The organism is Gardnerella sp. c10Ua_244 (genome assembly GCF_055818055.1).
Map to the genome: position 1 here is coordinate 237,066 of NZ_JARFVS010000002.1, position 16,307 is coordinate 253,372.

At 43.4% G+C, this 16,307-nt stretch carries 14 protein-coding genes; 4 read left to right on the forward strand and 10 right to left on the reverse strand.

From position 1 onward, the window contains the following. Positions 1 to 447: 447 nt before the first annotated feature. The 10 genes from P0108_RS04150 to leuS form a co-directional block, all read right to left on the reverse strand. The gene (locus tag P0108_RS04150) at positions 448 to 1,005 is read right to left on the reverse strand and encodes a SixA phosphatase family protein (protein WP_004108244.1); all 558 of its coding nucleotides are present in this window, start codon (positions 1,003 to 1,005) and stop codon (positions 448 to 450) included. Between the two features lie 9 nt (positions 1,006 to 1,014). Then, on the reverse strand, positions 1,015 to 2,151 hold the full coding sequence (locus tag P0108_RS04155; protein WP_076002925.1) for a tRNA (adenine-N1)-methyltransferase: 1,137 nt from the start codon (positions 2,149 to 2,151) through the stop codon (positions 1,015 to 1,017). A gap of 60 nt (positions 2,152 to 2,211) precedes the next feature. After that, complete coding sequence (gene tsaD / locus P0108_RS04160; protein WP_076002926.1) at positions 2,212 to 3,255, reverse strand: tRNA (adenosine(37)-N6)-threonylcarbamoyltransferase complex transferase subunit TsaD; 1,044 nt, start codon at positions 3,253 to 3,255, stop codon at positions 2,212 to 2,214. Between the two features lie 21 nt (positions 3,256 to 3,276). Then, positions 3,277 to 3,807 carry a ribosomal protein S18-alanine N-acetyltransferase gene (gene rimI / locus P0108_RS04165; protein ID WP_473730778.1) on the reverse strand — a complete coding sequence of 177 codons (531 nt, stop codon included), beginning with the start codon at positions 3,805 to 3,807 and terminating at the stop codon, positions 3,277 to 3,279. Positions 3,808 to 3,832: 25 nt separating this feature from the next. Beyond that, a complete protein-coding gene (tsaB, locus tag P0108_RS04170; RefSeq protein ID WP_410311111.1) occupies positions 3,833 to 4,660 on the reverse strand; it encodes a tRNA (adenosine(37)-N6)-threonylcarbamoyltransferase complex dimerization subunit type 1 TsaB in 828 nt (275 codons plus the stop codon). A gap of 101 nt (positions 4,661 to 4,761) precedes the next feature. Then, entirely contained in the window at positions 4,762 to 5,334 is a 573-nt protein-coding gene (tsaE, locus tag P0108_RS04175; RefSeq protein WP_116440470.1) for a tRNA (adenosine(37)-N6)-threonylcarbamoyltransferase complex ATPase subunit type 1 TsaE, read from the reverse strand. Between the two features lie 71 nt (positions 5,335 to 5,405). Beyond that, on the reverse strand, positions 5,406 to 6,413 hold the full coding sequence (gene holA, locus P0108_RS04180; RefSeq protein WP_410311110.1) for a DNA polymerase III subunit delta: 1,008 nt from the start codon (positions 6,411 to 6,413) through the stop codon (positions 5,406 to 5,408). 66 nt (positions 6,414 to 6,479) lie between these two features. Then, complete coding sequence (locus P0108_RS04185) at positions 6,480 to 8,171, reverse strand: ComEC/Rec2 family competence protein (RefSeq protein ID WP_410311109.1); 1,692 nt, start codon at positions 8,169 to 8,171, stop codon at positions 6,480 to 6,482. A gap of 7 nt (positions 8,172 to 8,178) precedes the next feature. After that, on the reverse strand, positions 8,179 to 8,976 hold the full coding sequence (locus P0108_RS04190) for a ComEA family DNA-binding protein (protein ID WP_410311108.1): 798 nt from the start codon (positions 8,974 to 8,976) through the stop codon (positions 8,179 to 8,181). A gap of 382 nt (positions 8,977 to 9,358) precedes the next feature. Then, positions 9,359 to 12,343, reverse strand: a complete 2,985-nt coding sequence (gene leuS, locus P0108_RS04195) for a leucine--tRNA ligase (protein ID WP_410311107.1) — start codon at positions 12,341 to 12,343, stop codon at positions 9,359 to 9,361. A 240-nt stretch (positions 12,344 to 12,583) separates the two neighbouring features. Here leuS and P0108_RS04200 point away from each other — a divergent pair, with 240 nt between their 5' ends. The 4 genes from P0108_RS04200 to P0108_RS04215 all read left to right on the forward strand — a co-directional run bounded on the left by P0108_RS04200 (position 12,584) and on the right by P0108_RS04215 (position 16,281). Beyond that, complete coding sequence (locus P0108_RS04200; RefSeq protein ID WP_012914287.1) at positions 12,584 to 13,024, forward strand: hypothetical protein; 441 nt, start codon at positions 12,584 to 12,586, stop codon at positions 13,022 to 13,024. Between the two features lie 74 nt (positions 13,025 to 13,098). Continuing rightward, entirely contained in the window at positions 13,099 to 13,542 is a 444-nt protein-coding gene (locus tag P0108_RS04205) for a DUF2871 domain-containing protein (RefSeq protein WP_080551015.1), read from the forward strand. Between the two features lie 90 nt (positions 13,543 to 13,632). Then, the gene (locus P0108_RS04210) at positions 13,633 to 14,448 is read left to right on the forward strand and encodes a fructosamine kinase family protein (RefSeq protein WP_473730843.1); all 816 of its coding nucleotides are present in this window, start codon (positions 13,633 to 13,635) and stop codon (positions 14,446 to 14,448) included. A 123-nt stretch (positions 14,449 to 14,571) separates the two neighbouring features. Then, positions 14,572 to 16,281 (forward strand): substrate-binding domain-containing protein, encoded by a 1,710-nt coding sequence (locus P0108_RS04215; RefSeq protein ID WP_004108269.1) that lies wholly within the window; start codon positions 14,572 to 14,574, stop codon positions 16,279 to 16,281. Positions 16,282 to 16,307: the final 26 nt, after the last annotated feature.

The following is a 16,307-nucleotide window of genomic DNA, read 5'->3' on the forward strand; positions in this document are numbered from 1 at the left end:
TCTACGAACGTTGCTCCATCAGTCCTCTTTTAGTGCTCGTAAAGAAATCCCCCAAACTCTGCATGCTAGCCTTTAATAACCGTGTCTATCGCAGAGATTTTTCGATTTTTCTTCTTCGCTTGGCGAATCAGCAGCCTGCGGCTCTGCGCGACGACCTGCCGAAGCGCTTAAAGCGTAGCGCGCGAAGGCAACTCGGAGCGGAAACTCGCTTAAGTTGGAAGTCCAATGGACTTCCAACGCGAGTTTCGTAGCAAGCGCGTTACCCGCGCGAGCGTCCGCGCTCAGTGCGAAAAATCTCAAATCTCTACCACACTGGTATTCGTGCAACTAAAGTCACGAAATTAAGCTACGGGTGGGTGCGCAGCGGGGGGATTATTTTTTGGCGTGGTGTGGGCGGCAGCACTGATGCTAGTGTGCCTTGAACAACAGAAATCAGCGCATTCTTAGCTAGGCAAAGGATTTGGGCGTAAGGATTGCGAGAGCAGTAGCACCGCGCAATCCGCAAGTCGCGAATGGACGATCAGACACAAGCACCACAACCGACGCATTAGCAAGCCCCAAACGCATCGCCCCAAGCACATCCGGATCCGAATCAGGCGAAGAAAGCCACTGCGCAGCCATCGACATCGTCGGCTCATGCCCAACAATCATCGTCGTATGAACATCGCCTCGAATCGCTTGCAACTCGTCCATAACAGATTGCATGCCGCCATCATAAAGACTTTTGCGCGACTCAACCACAGGAGAGTCGCCAAAACGCTTCAACATGCGTTTCAAAGTTTGCTCAGTGCGATTCGCACTAGAACACACAATATAATTCGGCACAAGCTTCAAAGATTCCAAGCCTTTTGCCATAATTTTCGCCTGCTTCAAGCCCTTATCAGTAAGACCACGACCCCAGTCGTCGCCCATTTCAGGAGCTTCAGCCTTCGCATGACGCATCAGCAACAAAACGTACTTACTATGATGTGCTTTCTTCATAAGCTTTTTCATTGGTGATGCCATAATGCTCTCCTACTTAGCTTGATTATGCGCTGATTGTTGTGCAGACTGCGAATCTTGCAAATCTTGCGACTGCGAATCTTCCGGCAATTGCGCAAGCTGCACGTCTAAATCACGTAAAACTTTACGCAATTTACGATCCGAAATATCGCGCAAAGACAAGTCTTCCAACTGTTCAGCGCGCTCTTCTGCTGTCATATCGTCAATATCGCTCACAGTATCTTTAGTACCGTGTTCACGCTTCTTCAAAGCACTAAAACCTTCAGCCATTGCGCGTGAAACAATCAAAAATCCAGTGTGACCAATCATCGCGTGATCCGGGCGCACAGCCAAACCTTGAGCTTTCCAAGTGCGCTCCAATGTTTCTTGAATTTCTGGCTCAGTCCACATGCCACTTTCTCGCAAAGCTTCAGCCATGCGAGACATTTGCGTAGTAGTCGTAACATACGCAATAAGCACGCCTCCAGGCACAATAACGCGATGTGCTTGTTCAAGGCGATTCCAAGGGTCAAGCATGTCTAGCATAATGCGATCCACGCTGTGCGCATCTAAGGTTTTTGCAACAGAATCAAAATCGCCAGTAAGCAAATTCCACCATTCTGGTCGCTTTCCGTAGTACAAAGTTGCGTTAGATTCAGCAATTCGTGCAAAATCCGGGCGAAGCTCAATCGTAGTAAGCTTTCCGCACTCCCCAACTGCGTCCAAAAGGCTTAAGCTCATCGCGCCAGAGCCTGCCCCCGACTCCAAAACGCGCATGCCAGAACGAATATCTCCTAAAGCGATTACTTGCGCAATATCTTTCGGATACATAATTTGCGCACCCCTAGGCATAGAAAGCACGTAGTCAACCATGCGCGGCCGCATAACTACATAATCCCAGCCACCAATAGCGCGCGCCGCCTTCCAAGGTTTGTTGGACGATTTAGAAGGATCAACAATAGTTTGTTGCGTTTCGCGCTTTGCGCTAACAGTAGTAATTACAACGCCTTCGCTTTGACCAATCACGTCGTCGTGACAAATAAGACCGTGCTCAGTTTGCGTAACCCCGCCTGCAACAAGCTGTGCAGTAATTCGCTTACCTTTACGATCGGTGAACTGAATCTTCTCACCTACTCGTAACACTCCACTACGCGAATTAACTGACTGCACAAAACACCTCACTTATTTTTAGAGCACGATTTCTTAGCGCGACTTTTATTATTTCTACTATTATAAGCTCACCGTCGTAAGCGGCATAGCAGAATCGATTGCAAAATCAGGAGCAGAAGGACGAACCCCTGCTTCTACCAAATTCACGCCTAGCATTGCAACCATCGCACCGTTATCCGTGCAAAGCTTAAGCTCTGGCAAACGCACTTCAATTCCATGCTCCTTGCCGCAAGCCAACAAATGCTCGCGAAGCTGCGAATTAGCGGAGAATCCGCCACCAATCATAAGCGTTTTAGAACCGTACTGCTCGCAGCCCATCATAGCTTTTCTAGAAAGCACTTCCGCCACAGAATTAGCCAAAGAAGCACACACGTCATCAACTGGAATTTCAAGACCCTGAGCTTCACGCGCTTCAACCCAACGAGCAACAGCAGTTTTTACACCCGAGAAGCTGAAATCGTACGGATGCTCTTTGCCGGAACGACCTTGCGTTAAACCTTGCGGAACTTTCAAAGTATTCGGATTTCCAAGCCTTCCATGCCTATCAATATGAGGACCACCCGGGTATGGGAATCCAAGCAATCGCGCAACCTTATCAAAGCACTCGCCGGCAGCATCGTCCAAAGTTGTGCCAACAACGTCAATACTTTTAGCAATATCGTTCACGTGAAGAAGCGAAGTGTGACCGCCGGAAACAATTAAAGCAAGTACATCTTCCGGCACATCGCCGAATTGCAATTGCGTTACTGCAATATGCCCAATTACATGATTAATACCATAAATCGGCTTATTTGCAGCCCAAGCTAATGCTTTAGCTCCCGAAACTCCCACAGCTAAGCAGCCAGCAAGACCAGGACCTGCGCTTACTGCAATCGCGTCAACATCGCTTAAATCCATGTTTGCGTCTGCTAAAGCTTTAGAAACAACCGGCACAAAAGCTTCAGCGTGCGCACGAGAAGCAATTTCTGGAATCACACCGCCGTAGCGCGCATGCTCTTGCATTGAAGATGCCACCACATTTGACACCAGCGTGCGTCCGCGCACAATAGCTGCGGCAGTTTCGTCACAAGTTGATTCAATTCCCAATACGATTGCTTCGCTCATTTTATTCCTCGTTATTCCTCGTTATTCCTCAGTTCCGTTATTTTTTGCGGTTAGATCAGCACACATTGTGTACGCATCCACACCTTCCGGCTGATAGTAACGTTTTCGCAAACCCATTTTCTTAAAACCAAAACGTTCATACAACGCGAGCGCAGGAACATTGTCAACTCGCACTTCTAGCAGCATGCGTTTAGCACCAATTTGTTTTGCAGTTTTAATCATTATCAACAAAAGCTTAGAGGCTATGCTTTTTCGTTGATATTGTTTTGCAACGCCAATTGTCATTATTTGCGCGTCATCGCCGTCAAACCAGTAGCCAGCATACCCGCATAACGTATGCGTATTTTCGTCGATTTGAGCGTAATACGCGCGCATAGGAGCTTGTAATTCTTGCGAAATCATGCTCTCATTCCATGAGCCTTTGCCAAACAAGTCAGCTTCAATAGGCGCTATTTTTTGCGCTAACTCATCGCAAGTAAAATCGCACTTTGGAACTATATTGCAATTCTCGGCTACTACTGGAAATTGAGAACGCGTTATATCAACAATCATAATTACTCAAATCGTTAAAACGCTTCTATTTCTCTTTTGCCTTATTCGCTTCGCCAGAGCCAAGCACATGCTTAAGCGGATTTGGCACAGACACGTCCGGACGGCGCAAATACAGCGGTTCAACAGCTTTTACGTACTCATCTTTATTTGCACATTCCAAAGAGCATTGCTCGAAAATTTGCAAACCTTGCACACCCAAGTCAAGCGCGCAAACTTCAGCAATAACGCCAACATTGGCAATATTGCGCCAATCTTCAACGTATTTTTTAGCACCGTGACCGAGCACATACACGCAATAATTTTCGCAATTTTTGCTTGCTAAATACTCATTCACACGAGCCACAACATTTTGCGGATAGTCAATATCCATATTTATCAGCGCATTGCCTTCGCCGTCATACAAGGACATGTACACTTGGCGACGGCGCGCATCATTTAGTGAAAGCACGTAGTGACGAATATTAGAGTCGCAAAAATCCACAGAATCCGGAATATTTAGTAGCAAATCCTTGCAAATAACGCCATTTTTGCGAGCTTTTTCAAACGCACCAGAGCGCATCATCAAACTTTGAGGAAGAAGACTATCACACCCCAAAATTTCAGCATTATTTGCAAACGCGATCGCTTTCGCTGCAACCAATCCCGCGCGAAGACCAGTAAAAGGAGCAGGACCTACTCCCACAACCACGCGATCAATATCCGAAGGCTTAAGTCCCGCGTCCTCCACAACTTTTGCAATATTTACTTGTAAACGCTCCACGTGAGTGCGCGAGTCGGTTTCAACAATCGGCTCATGACCCACAATTCCGACAGTAGAGCCAAATGATGTGTCAATAATCAGCGTATTACTCATATTTATTCCTCGAAATCACGTACCAGACTAGCTTACTCGCTTAGCACAACTTGCGTTATTTACTTATGTATTACTCGCGTATTACTCTGCCTATTTCTTAATTACAATTTTGCAAGTCGATTAAGCCAATCCTTGCCAACAGCTTTTAAAGTTACGATTCGCTCGCCATCGCTAGTAAAATCGTCTACTTGCGAAGAATCAATAGGTCTTGCAATATGAACTTCTAAACGCTCAGCAGCAAGCACTCCAGCCATTTGCTCACCCCACTCCATAAGCACAACAGTGCCGTCTCCCGGCTCTTCCAAAGCTTCGTCAAGCCCCAAAGATTCAAGCTCGTCAAGCAAACGCGAAACAGTATCTTGACCCGGAGCAAAATCTTCGCCACCCAAACGGTAAGCGTCAACGTGAATTAACGTCGCAGGCTTGCCATCCGCAAAAGTGCCATGCAATTCTCGCGCAATCGTAAAAGTTGGAGACACAATCGGCTCACTAATTGAAAGCCCTGCGCCAAAACCTTGCGCAAACGTTGTTTTACCAGCTCCAAGAGGGCCAGAAAGCAGCAGAACGTCGCCTTCTTTAACTAGTTTTGCCACAGCTTTACCAAGTTCGCGCATATTAGTATCCGTAGGCACAGTACAAACTTTTTGCTGTTCTGACACCGTTTCTTCTTTCATACTTAACACAATCTTTCTAATTTGCAGTTATTAATTTGCGATTCTTAATTACGATTCTTAATTTACGCTTTCTAATTTCCTCGAGCCGCAATGAGCATAATACATTTTTCAAGCGCATAATTCGCATCACTAGATCCGCCTTTGCACTGCTCATCCGCCCAAGCTAAAGATTGCAAACATTGAGAAACACCTGCACTATTCCATCCAGCAAGCTGACGCATTGCCATTTTAAGCGCCCACGGGTTTACTTTCGCTTCAGCACTAGAAATCGTGCCGTTGCGAATTGCCATTGCGAGCGCAATTACGCGTACTTTTGCAGCTAAAGCACCTATTAATGCTATGGCGTCAACTCCTTGAGCAATTGCAGTTCTTGCTGCAAGCACAGCAGAACCTGCATGACCTGCAACAGCTTTATCTGCAACAAAAAAGCCGGTAACTTGCGGATCTGCAATCAAGTATCGGTCGACAATATCAAGCGTTATTGGATTATCGTCATAGTCGAAGCATAATTGCGAGCATAATGCTGCAAGCTCCCCTGTTTTACTTCCCAAAACTGACACAAGACGTTGTGCTGCTTGAGGCTCAACGCTTCGATTGTGACGCTCAAATATGCTCATAACGAAGTTGAGCTTGGCATCGTCTTTTTTAAGATCCGGCACTGTAATTGTGTTTGCGCCAGCTTTCGTAAGGCGCGTAATAATAGACTTTCCTTTAAGCCCACCTTCGTGACGTGCAATAACCCAAGTTGCAGAAGAGTCTACAAAATTATTTTCGCTATTTTCACTATTTTGCGTTTGTTTGCAGAAATTTTCGATTGCGTCCACTAAAGACTCGTCTGCTTGTTGCAAATTATTTATTATTACAATCGTTCCGTCACCGAAAAGCGAAGGACCTACAGCTTCGTCAAATGCGTACTGATCCGCAGTTGACACATCAAGTTCAATAATTTCAGCATCCGGAGCACTTTTTTGAACTTTTTCACGCACATTTCGAGCATTTAGCTCGTTTAAGTAAGCGTCACCTCCAATTACCAGCGTAACTGGCATAACGCGTTGCGCGCGCTTATCATTTGCTGCCATAATGCTCCTTAAACCAACCAACTCTTAACCATCATAATATTGCATTCGAATATGCGTGCGTGTTTGCTACTCTTCGAAAATTTTCTCTGCTTCTCGTAACATTCGCTTTGCCGAAGCAGACCACAGTTGACCAATTATGCTAGCTCTTTGAACATAATACTTATTGCGAAAAGCTCGCAAAGCTAGCATAAACAAAGCCAATATCACAAATTCTGCACACAACATTGCCCACGCTCCTGCAGCACCTTTTATCCATGGAAACACGCCAAAAGATACTTCATCGCACCAACACGCGCACTTTTGCATAAAGCTTGTTCCAATTGATGAAGCTCTTGCGAAAATAAGCGATAATCCATCGTTAAAGCTCGCACAAACTAGTGAAATTAAGCCGCACACTGTTGCCCAATCCATAAGAGGAGCGACTATTAGATTAGCTGGCACAGACATAAAAGACACTTCCGGTTGCATAAGAATTTGCACTGGCATAGTCCAAAATTGTGCAGAAAGCGTTATAGCTAGCGCAGAAGCAACACAAGATGGCATATATTTTGCAAGCGTTTTAGAAATCGGCACTCCCATAACAACAATTCCCAAAGTTGCTGCAGAAGAAAGAGCAAAAGCATAATCCCAAGCATACGAAGGGTTTACTAGTAACACTCCAATAACAGTCCAACTTAAAGCACTAACTGACTGGTATGGACGTTTGCAACACCACGCAACAGCGGATATTATTCCCATAATTAACGCTCGAAGCACAGATGCAGAAGGGTAAACTATTGCAGCCAAAGCAATTTGCAACGTAATTTGTATTAAAGATGTAGACCAACGAGGCAACAGTAATCGTGCGCAAAACTTGCGAATAATCATACTAAGTAGCAAAAAGTGCCCACCTGAAACTGCCATAACATGCATGATTCCAGCATGTTGAAAATGTTGACGCGTCATATTCGCATAAGTTTCGTCGACCGGCTCAAGTGAACTTGCATCCTCTACTGGCACATATTCTTGCCCAAGCATGCCAACAGTTACTCCAGGAACCAACATTCTGCCTTGCATATCGAGCTTATTTGTTACGTCATAAAACGATTTCCACAAATTACTAACAGCTTTATGCCAAAAGTCTGAGTCTTGTACAACATGCAAATTTCGTTGAGTTTTTTCTACATGCAATTCAGGCTTACTACTATCAAATCTCGAAGCTTTCACGCTAACAGGAACGCTTAGGCTCGAACCATAGCTAAGTTGCTTGCATATTGGCGAATACGCATACAGTCGCGCTTGAACGTAACTTTTTTGCGCATCAAACTTATGCACTTGAACATTCGCTTGGCAATCTCCTTTAAAACTTCTAGACGAGCGCACAGGAGTAACTACTGTAAATTCTGCAAAATGTGCGCGCCCGGCATTATTTCCTCGAGAATACAGTGCTTTAGTAGGATTATTGCCGCGTATTTCTCGCATAATAACGTCACCAGATATCACATATTGAGTTATGTACGAAAGCATGAACGCAGCTACAAAAGCGTTTATTATCACTAAAACTGTTCTACGCCATATAAAAAACTTAAATTTTTTGCAAAATATAAAAATCGAAACTATAGTTGCATTGAATAAAACTATTGAAATGCAATAAATTATAGTAAAATCGCATAAGAATTTTCCAATTAAGCACCCAGCCCAGCACGCTGCAGCAACAGGAATCATACGAAAGTCACGACTTCCAGAAACGTTTTCTACTTTTTCTACGTTTTCTCGCATAATTCACCTATTTGACGTCAACATTCCCACGGAATTTATTCAAGGTTTTAGGCCCAATTCCTTTAATTTGCATCAAATCTTCTAAACTGCGAAAATAACCAACTCTTTTACGCTGAGCAATAATGCGCGCAGCAGTTTTGGGGCCGATTCCTTTTAAGGTTTGTAGTTGATCAAGCGTTGCAGTGTTTATATTGATTCTGCCAGTGTTACTTTGATGAGAAGCAGTATTCTCGTTGCTTCTGTCGCTTTTGTTGCTATTGTCGCTTTTGTTGCTTCCGTTGTTCCCTTTACTGCCGTTGTTGCCTTTACTCACATCACTTCCATCACTTCCGTTGTTTCCGTCACTTCCGCTGTTTTCGTCACTTTCATTACTTACGCTTTTTTCTTCATCATCATTTTTATTCTTATCTTTTACATTATTAAAAGAAGGCTTTTCGCGACTAGTATCGTCGTTTTCTATTGCAAACGCGTCTGCTTTTTCGTTCTGAACTCGTTGATATGTTAAGGATTGAGAAATGAGCATTGTCAGGCTTGCGCAAAGAGCTGCAACTAGTATCAGCATTAAAGCAAGCGTATGCACAGGCTTCATGTGAAATCTAGGAGAAGTTTTGCTACTTATAATTTCTTCATCAAAAGAATTACAAGCTTTTTCGCAATAATCGTCACTAAAATTTTTACCAAAATTACTGTTAGAAAATTCTTCTAAAGACGTTGCAATTCGTCTCCGAGGCAAATCAGACGCAGGCTTATTAAACCTAAAATTATACGCATAATTCTGCCCAAAATTCTGCCCAAAGTCTTCCATAAATCCCCCAACTCTTAAAGTTCTTAACTTAACTATTGGGCAACTTATAACACTTCGCAACAAAAATACGAGCCTGTGGTTAAAAGCAAAAAATTAGCAACACCGCTATCTTTTACAATCGTATTACTAACGCAGAAACCGCACTTCGCGAGTAACGTATAACCCCACTTATTCGTTACTAACGCAGAAACCTCGAAAAAAATGCTGTGAAGCACGAAAAATCGCTCGCGCGGTTAACGCGCTCGCTACGAAACTCGCGTTGGAAGTCCACTGGACTTCCAACTTAAGCGAGTTTCCGCATTGAAATGCCTACGCGCGCTATGCTTTGAGCGCTCCGGCAAGTCAATGCGCAGCTTAATTAAGCCGACTTTAACCTTGACACTCAGCTTTCATCTGGCACAATAGACACAATCTTCGGAGCCTTCACAATCACCTTGCGCGGAGCCTTACCGCCCAAGCGATCAGCTACAGCTTCTAGCGCAAGCTTTTCAAGCTCAGAAGCATCAATATTTGGATCAACTTCAAGCTTTGCACGAACCTTGCCCTTGATTTGCACAACGGCAGTAACACTATCCTCACCAACGTAGCGAGAATCCGCAACAGGCCAATCTGCGTGAGCAATCGACTTTGTGTGTCCAAGCTTGCTCCACATTTCTTCGCAAATATGCGGCGCAATTGGAGCCAACATAAGAACCAGCGGCTCAACAGCTGCTCTCGGCACGTGAGGAAGCGAAGTCAAGTGGTTGTTAAGCACAATCAGCTTAGCAATTGCAGTATTTGGACGCATTGCTTCCATTTCCACAGTCACTTCTGCAATTGTGTTGTTAAGAATCTTCAACGTCTTCTCATCCAAAGCGTCGTCAGTTACCACGCAAGCTCCGGTTTCTTCGTTCACAACGTTACGCCACAAGCGCTGCAAGAATCGCATACCACCAACAACGTTACGCGTGTTCCACGGACGAGACTCAGAAAGCGGCCCCATGCTCATTTCGTACAAGCGGAACGTATCTGCACCGTAGTTTTCGTACATGTAGTCTGGGGTCACAATATTCTTTAAGCTCTTGCCCATTTTGCCGAACTCGCGGTTCACGCTCTCGCCGTGCCATGTAAAGGTTGGCTCGCCAGCGCCGTTTGAAGCGCCTTCTTCAACCTCGTCAGCAGGAACGTACTGTCCGCGCTCATCCGTATAAGCGTAAGCCTGAATCATGCCCTGGTTAAACAAGCGGTGGAATGGCTCAGCAGAATCCACGTAACCCAAGTCGTAAAGCGCCTTATGCCAGAATCTGGAGTAAAGCAAGTGTAAAACTGCGTGCTCTACACCACCAACATAAAGGTCAACGCCGCCAGAAACATGCTCTTTGCCTGGACGGTTTGTGCCCATCCAGTAGTCATATTCATCGCTGTCAACCATATGCTCAGCGTCGTTTGGATCCAAGTAGCGCATGTAATACCAGCAAGAACCAGCCCAGTTTGGCATAGTGTTGGTGTCGCGATAGTAGGTTTTTACGCCGTCACCAAGGTCGAGCTGAACTTTTACCCAATCCTCGTTTCGGCTCAAAGGTGCTTCAGGCTCAGAATTTGCGTCGTCTGGAGCGTAAGTTTTTGGCTGATAATCAGGAACGTCCGGCAATGCAATTGGAAGCTCACTATCCGGCACTAAGTGAGCAACACCGTCCTCATCGTAAACGATTGGGAATGGTTCACCCCAGTAGCGCTGACGAGAGAACAGCCAGTCGCGAAGTCGGTAAGAAACTCTACCTTTTCCTACGCCTGCAGCTTCAAGCCAAGTCGTCACCTTTTTAATTGCTTCGTCCACACGCAAACCGTTAATAGACAATTCGTCACCGAGCTTGTGCGTATGCTCTACAGAAGAGTTGATAACAATTCCGTCGTGAGAAACAAACGGAGCTTTACCCTCGTAATCCTCCAACTTTTCTTCGGAATCAGGCAAAGGCTCAACAGTGTAAATTACTGGCAAACCGAATGCTTTTGCGAAATCATAATCGCGCTGGTCTCCGCCAGGAACTGCCATAATTGCACCTGTGCCGTAGCCCATAAGCACGTAGTCAGCAGCAAACAGTGGAAGCTTTGCTCCAGTTACAGGATTAATTGCATAAAGACCCGTAAACAAGCCTGTTTTTGCTCCTGCGTCTTCCGTGCGATCTTTAGCAGTCTTCGCGCGAGCTTGAGCTTGATACTCTGCCAAGCCTTCTTTAAGACTTGCGTAACCGCCCTTCCAGCCTTCTGGAACGTCCGCACCCCAAGCTTCTGGAACATGATCAAGAATTGGGTGATCCACAGAAACAACAGCAAAAGTTGTGCCAAAAAGCGTGTCTGGACGAGTAGTGTACACTTCCAAATCGCGCGTTTCGCCATCCGCACATGGCACTTCAAAGTGCACAGATGCACCGTGAGATTCACCAATCCAGTTTCGCTGCATAAGCTTAACTTTTTCTGGCCAATCAATAGTGTTCAAATCTTCCACCAAGCGGTGTCCATAATCGGTAATTCGCATGGACCACTGGCGAAGGTTGCGCTGGAATACTGGGAAGTTTCCGCGTTCAGATTTACCTTCTGCAGTAACTTCTTCGTTTGCGAGCACAGTTCCCAAGCCTGGGCACCAATTTACAGGAGATTTAGAAATATAAGCAATGCGGAAATTGTTTAATACATCCGCTTGCTCTACTTTATTAAGCTCTTCCCACTTTTTGCCTGCAAAACCAGGAATTTCGCGCTTTCCGCTCTTAAACTCATCAACGAGTTCAACAATCGGACGAGCAGAACCCTTTCCGCCGTCTTTGCGCACAAAATCAGTGTCATACCAAGCGTCATAAAGCTTCGAGAAAATCCATTGCGTCCAACGCACATAATTTGTGTCAATCGTTGCAAAAGACCTACGATCGTCAAAGCTCAAGCCCATGCGATGCAACTGTCTGCGCATATTAGCAATATTCGCCTCAGTGGTGATGCGCGGATGCTGACCAGTTTGAACAGCGTACTGTTCCGCCGGCAAACCAAAAGCATCGTAACCCATTGCATGAAGAACATTCTCACCCTTCATGCGATGGTAGCGGCTTACAACATCCGTTGCCAAATATCCAAGAGGATGTCCAACGTGTAAGCCTTTGCCGGAAGGATACGGGAACATGTCCATTGCAAAGAAAGAAGGACGACCGTCAGCAAGCTTGCCTTCGCCATCCTTCAAATCGCCTTTAACATTAGCAGCCCAGAACGTGCCTTGTTCATCCCAGGTTTTTTGCCAGCGCTGCTCAATATCTTGTGCGAGCTGCGCGTTGTAACGAAAAGCTGGCTCAGCAATAGTAGCTTTGTTGTCAGCTGTTGCATACTGTTGATCGTTGTCGTTCATACCCTAGGACTATAGCGTCTAATATCGTCATTACGCAACACTTTTTACAAGTTTTGTTGATATTTTATTAAGAAAATATGTGGTTTTAACGTAAGTTTTCCTAATATGCGCACAAGATTAAGATTTTATGATTATTTCGCAAAATAAATCATTACAATAGTAAATAAACTTTTTGAGCAAATAAAGATTAGAAAATTAGGTAAAATTCAATAAAACTATAAATATTAAAGAGGTTGTGAATTGAAAGTACAAAAAAATACGTTACTTCTTATTGCTTGCTTAGTTTGGGGAGCTGCTGGTTTTAATATTCTTAAGATTGGCTTATTGGCATACCCAAATTATTTGCAGCCACTAAATTACGCTTTATCGTTATTAGTTTTTGCAATATTCCAATTCCTTATTTTTGGAAAACTCGTTAAAAAACATACTCAAAGAATTAACGGCTATGTGGAAGAAAAGCAGTTTTTCCTTAAATTCTTTGACGTTAAATCTTTTATAATCATGGCTTTTATGATGACTTTTGGAATTGTTCTTCGTGCAACAAATATCGCTCCAGAACGCTTTATTGCCGTGTTTTATACGGGATTAGGCTCCGCATTAGCCTTAGCAGGATTGCTTTTTGGATATCAATTTGTTAAAACTGTATGTCCGCATTACAAAAACACTCATACTATGCAATAGTGCTTACAAACACTTGTAACACCAGCAACATTACTAAGGAATATTTGACTATCACTCTACGTAAGGAAGTTACTATGAATCATGTTATGAAACGTTATATTAATACGTCTTTGTTGTATGCTGTCCTCGCCATGATTGGCGGCGTCTTTTATCGCGAATTTACAAAATTTAATGCTTTCCATGCAAAAAGTATGCTTGCTGTAGTTCACACACACTACTTTATGCTTGGCATGGTTGTTTTTCTGTTACTTATACTAGTTGAGAAAAACTTCAGTTTTAGTAACGAAAAAACTACACGAATCTTAGTAACTTATCATATTGGACTCAACCTCACAGCACTAATGATGGTTACTCGTGGAATTGCACAAGTACTACGTCTACATCTCAGTCCATCTATAGATTTTGCCATAACTGGTTTAGCAGGAATCGGACACATCCTACTTGGCGTAAGTATTGTACTAATCTTATTGCAAATTAAACGCAGCATCGCTCATTGTGCTAATACTTCAGTAAAATAGTGAGTTTGGGAATAATTTAATTTATTAATAAATATTTTATTAAGTATGTAGCGCATGTTTCGTATGCACTACTACGATAAGAAGGCTTCTATGAACAACGCTATATATAAGAAAAGTAGATTATACGCGCCTGAGCGTTTCTTTGAATGCGAAGGTAAAGGCTTAAAATGGCTTTCTGAAGCTCACAAATACGGCGGCCCTAGAGTGGCTGAAGTATTTGATTGGGGAAACGGTTACCTTAATATTGAGCGCATTGACACTCACTCAGCAACACCACTTGCTGCATTTGAGTTTGGTGCAGCGCTCGCTCATATGCACGATTACGGTGCAAAATATTTTGGTGAAGCACCAGCAGATTACGATGGCACATGCTATTTTGGACCTTTAAGTGATCCAGTTGAAATGCCAACTGGCACTTGGAGTAACGTTATTGACTACCTTGCGGACGGACGATTGCGCCCTATGGTTGAGCTTGGTATTGCTCGCGGAGAGCTTACTCAAAGCGATTTAGATCTTACAAACGAAGTTATTAACGCGCTGCCTGATTTATTAGGAAAAGCTGCAGAAGATAAGCCTGCTCGAGTTCACGGAGACTTGTGGAGCGGAAACGTGTTATGGACTAAAAGTTCAGACGGCGAACACACTGAAGCTGTTCTTATCGACCCTGCAGCACATGGTGGGCACCGCGAAGAAGATTTAGCTATGCTTCATCTGTTTGGAATCAGCTATTTTAGGCAGATTTTAGACGGCTATCAGTCTGTTCATCCACTTAAAGCAGGTTCTGAGCAGCGCATGATTATTTGGCAGCTCTACCCTATTGCAGGACATTGCGTGTTCTTTGGCGGAGGCTACGTGAGCGAATACCGTAATATGTGCGAAAGTCTTATAAAAAGTTCTATAAGATAATTTTGCTCACTAAAATAGCAATGTAAGTATTTAGCACATGGCTATATACAATGTTAGAAGATAGTTACAAGTAGATCACATATAGACAGCAACAGATAGACCACGAAACGAGAGGTCACTACTATGATTCGTTTGTGCAACAGAACTATGCATCGTTCTTTAGTTATGCTGGCAGCATTAGTTACGATGCTTTTTGTTGTTAGCTCGTGCGCAAGTTCAACAAAAACTTCTTTAAAATCTGAAAATAAAGAACAAGCGAATCACGGTAACGTTATTGTTTTTACTCCATCAGACGGATTAGCAATAACACGCAATAAGCCTCTAAGCACGTGGGACATATTGGTTCCAGAATTAATAAAATCGTTAAAAGATAAGGGATTTGACGATAATTCTATTACTACTAAAACTTCTTCTAGCCTTTCAGAACAAAGCCGCGATGTGCAAGATTATGTAGTAAATTTGCTAAGCTCATTGAACAATGCAAAACAGAATAATTCAGGAAAGCACAATTCTGTTTCTGAAAATTCAAAAATCAAAAAACAATTAAGTAAAACGACAATTGTTATAGCTCCATGGACTAGCAAAAACGGCAATAATAACTATGGAGATTATGCAACGTTGCCTGCGTCTAATTCTGAAAATACACAAAAATCAAATACTCAGGACTTAAATTTACAAAACGACGATAACTCTCAATCATCTAAAGATGAGCTTAATGCAGAAAAACGATTGGCATCCTCACTTCGCCTAGCAAAAAAGGCGGGAATCCACGTTGTTATGCTCTCACGGAATGTTAGCGGTTTCAAACCTGATGTGATGTTCCATTTATCTGACGCAAGAACCATTGGCGAAATTCAAGCAACAACTCTGATACAAAAAATCGCTCTAGATCGTGCAACTAAAGAAAATCCACGCTATATTGAAGTTCTTTTGCCATGTCACAATCAAAAAAATATTAATGCAAACAATAACAATCAACAAAATAACAGCGACGAAGCAAGCGAAGATGATGATTCTAACAACAATACGCATGCAAATAGCGAAACAGCATTCCATGATGATTTTGCTGAAGAAGCATTCGCTGGCATTTGGAAAGTTTTGAGACCATATTTTGCTTCTGGAACATTAATAAGCACTTCTGGAAGATTGAATGTGAATAGTAGCGAAAAAGACTGGACCAATGTTGCTTTCGACGCAGATGTAGCTGACTCTGTGAAAAATGAGTTAACAAAACGAATTACGAAAAGTACAAGTCTTTTTTCACACTCAAGGCATCGCGTTGATGGAATTATTGCGCTCGATGATCAAATTGCTTTACAAGCCGTACAAGCACTAAACAATCTCGGTTATGAAGGAAGCGCAGCAGATATAAACCCATCTTTCAATTTGCCGGACGTTATCGGAAACTTCATAGGGAAACGAGATCTTAATAAAAGACCAGTTCCTGCTCCAAAAGATTCTGCAAAGAAATCCGAAAAAGAATTACGACAACAGCAGAAAAAAGATGAGGAAGAAGAATCAGAAGCAAAGAAATGGCCAGTAATAACTGGTTATGGCGCGTACAAAAATATTATGCCAAACATTGTGAGCGGAAAGCAATGGATGACAACTATAGAAAATCATAAGCAGATTGTTCAAGATCTTACTGCTACTTGTTATTCTTTGAACAGAAACGGTAAACTTGACAAAAAAATCGCTACAGTGCAAACAAAAATTGAACACGGGGAAACTGTCCCTACTGTTAACGAGCGACTAGTGGCAGTAAGCGCAACAAATCTAAAGTCACGTTTAATTGACCCAGGTTACGTATCATTAGCAGACGCAGGCTTGTAAATACAATTTTTGAACGCAAGTTATGG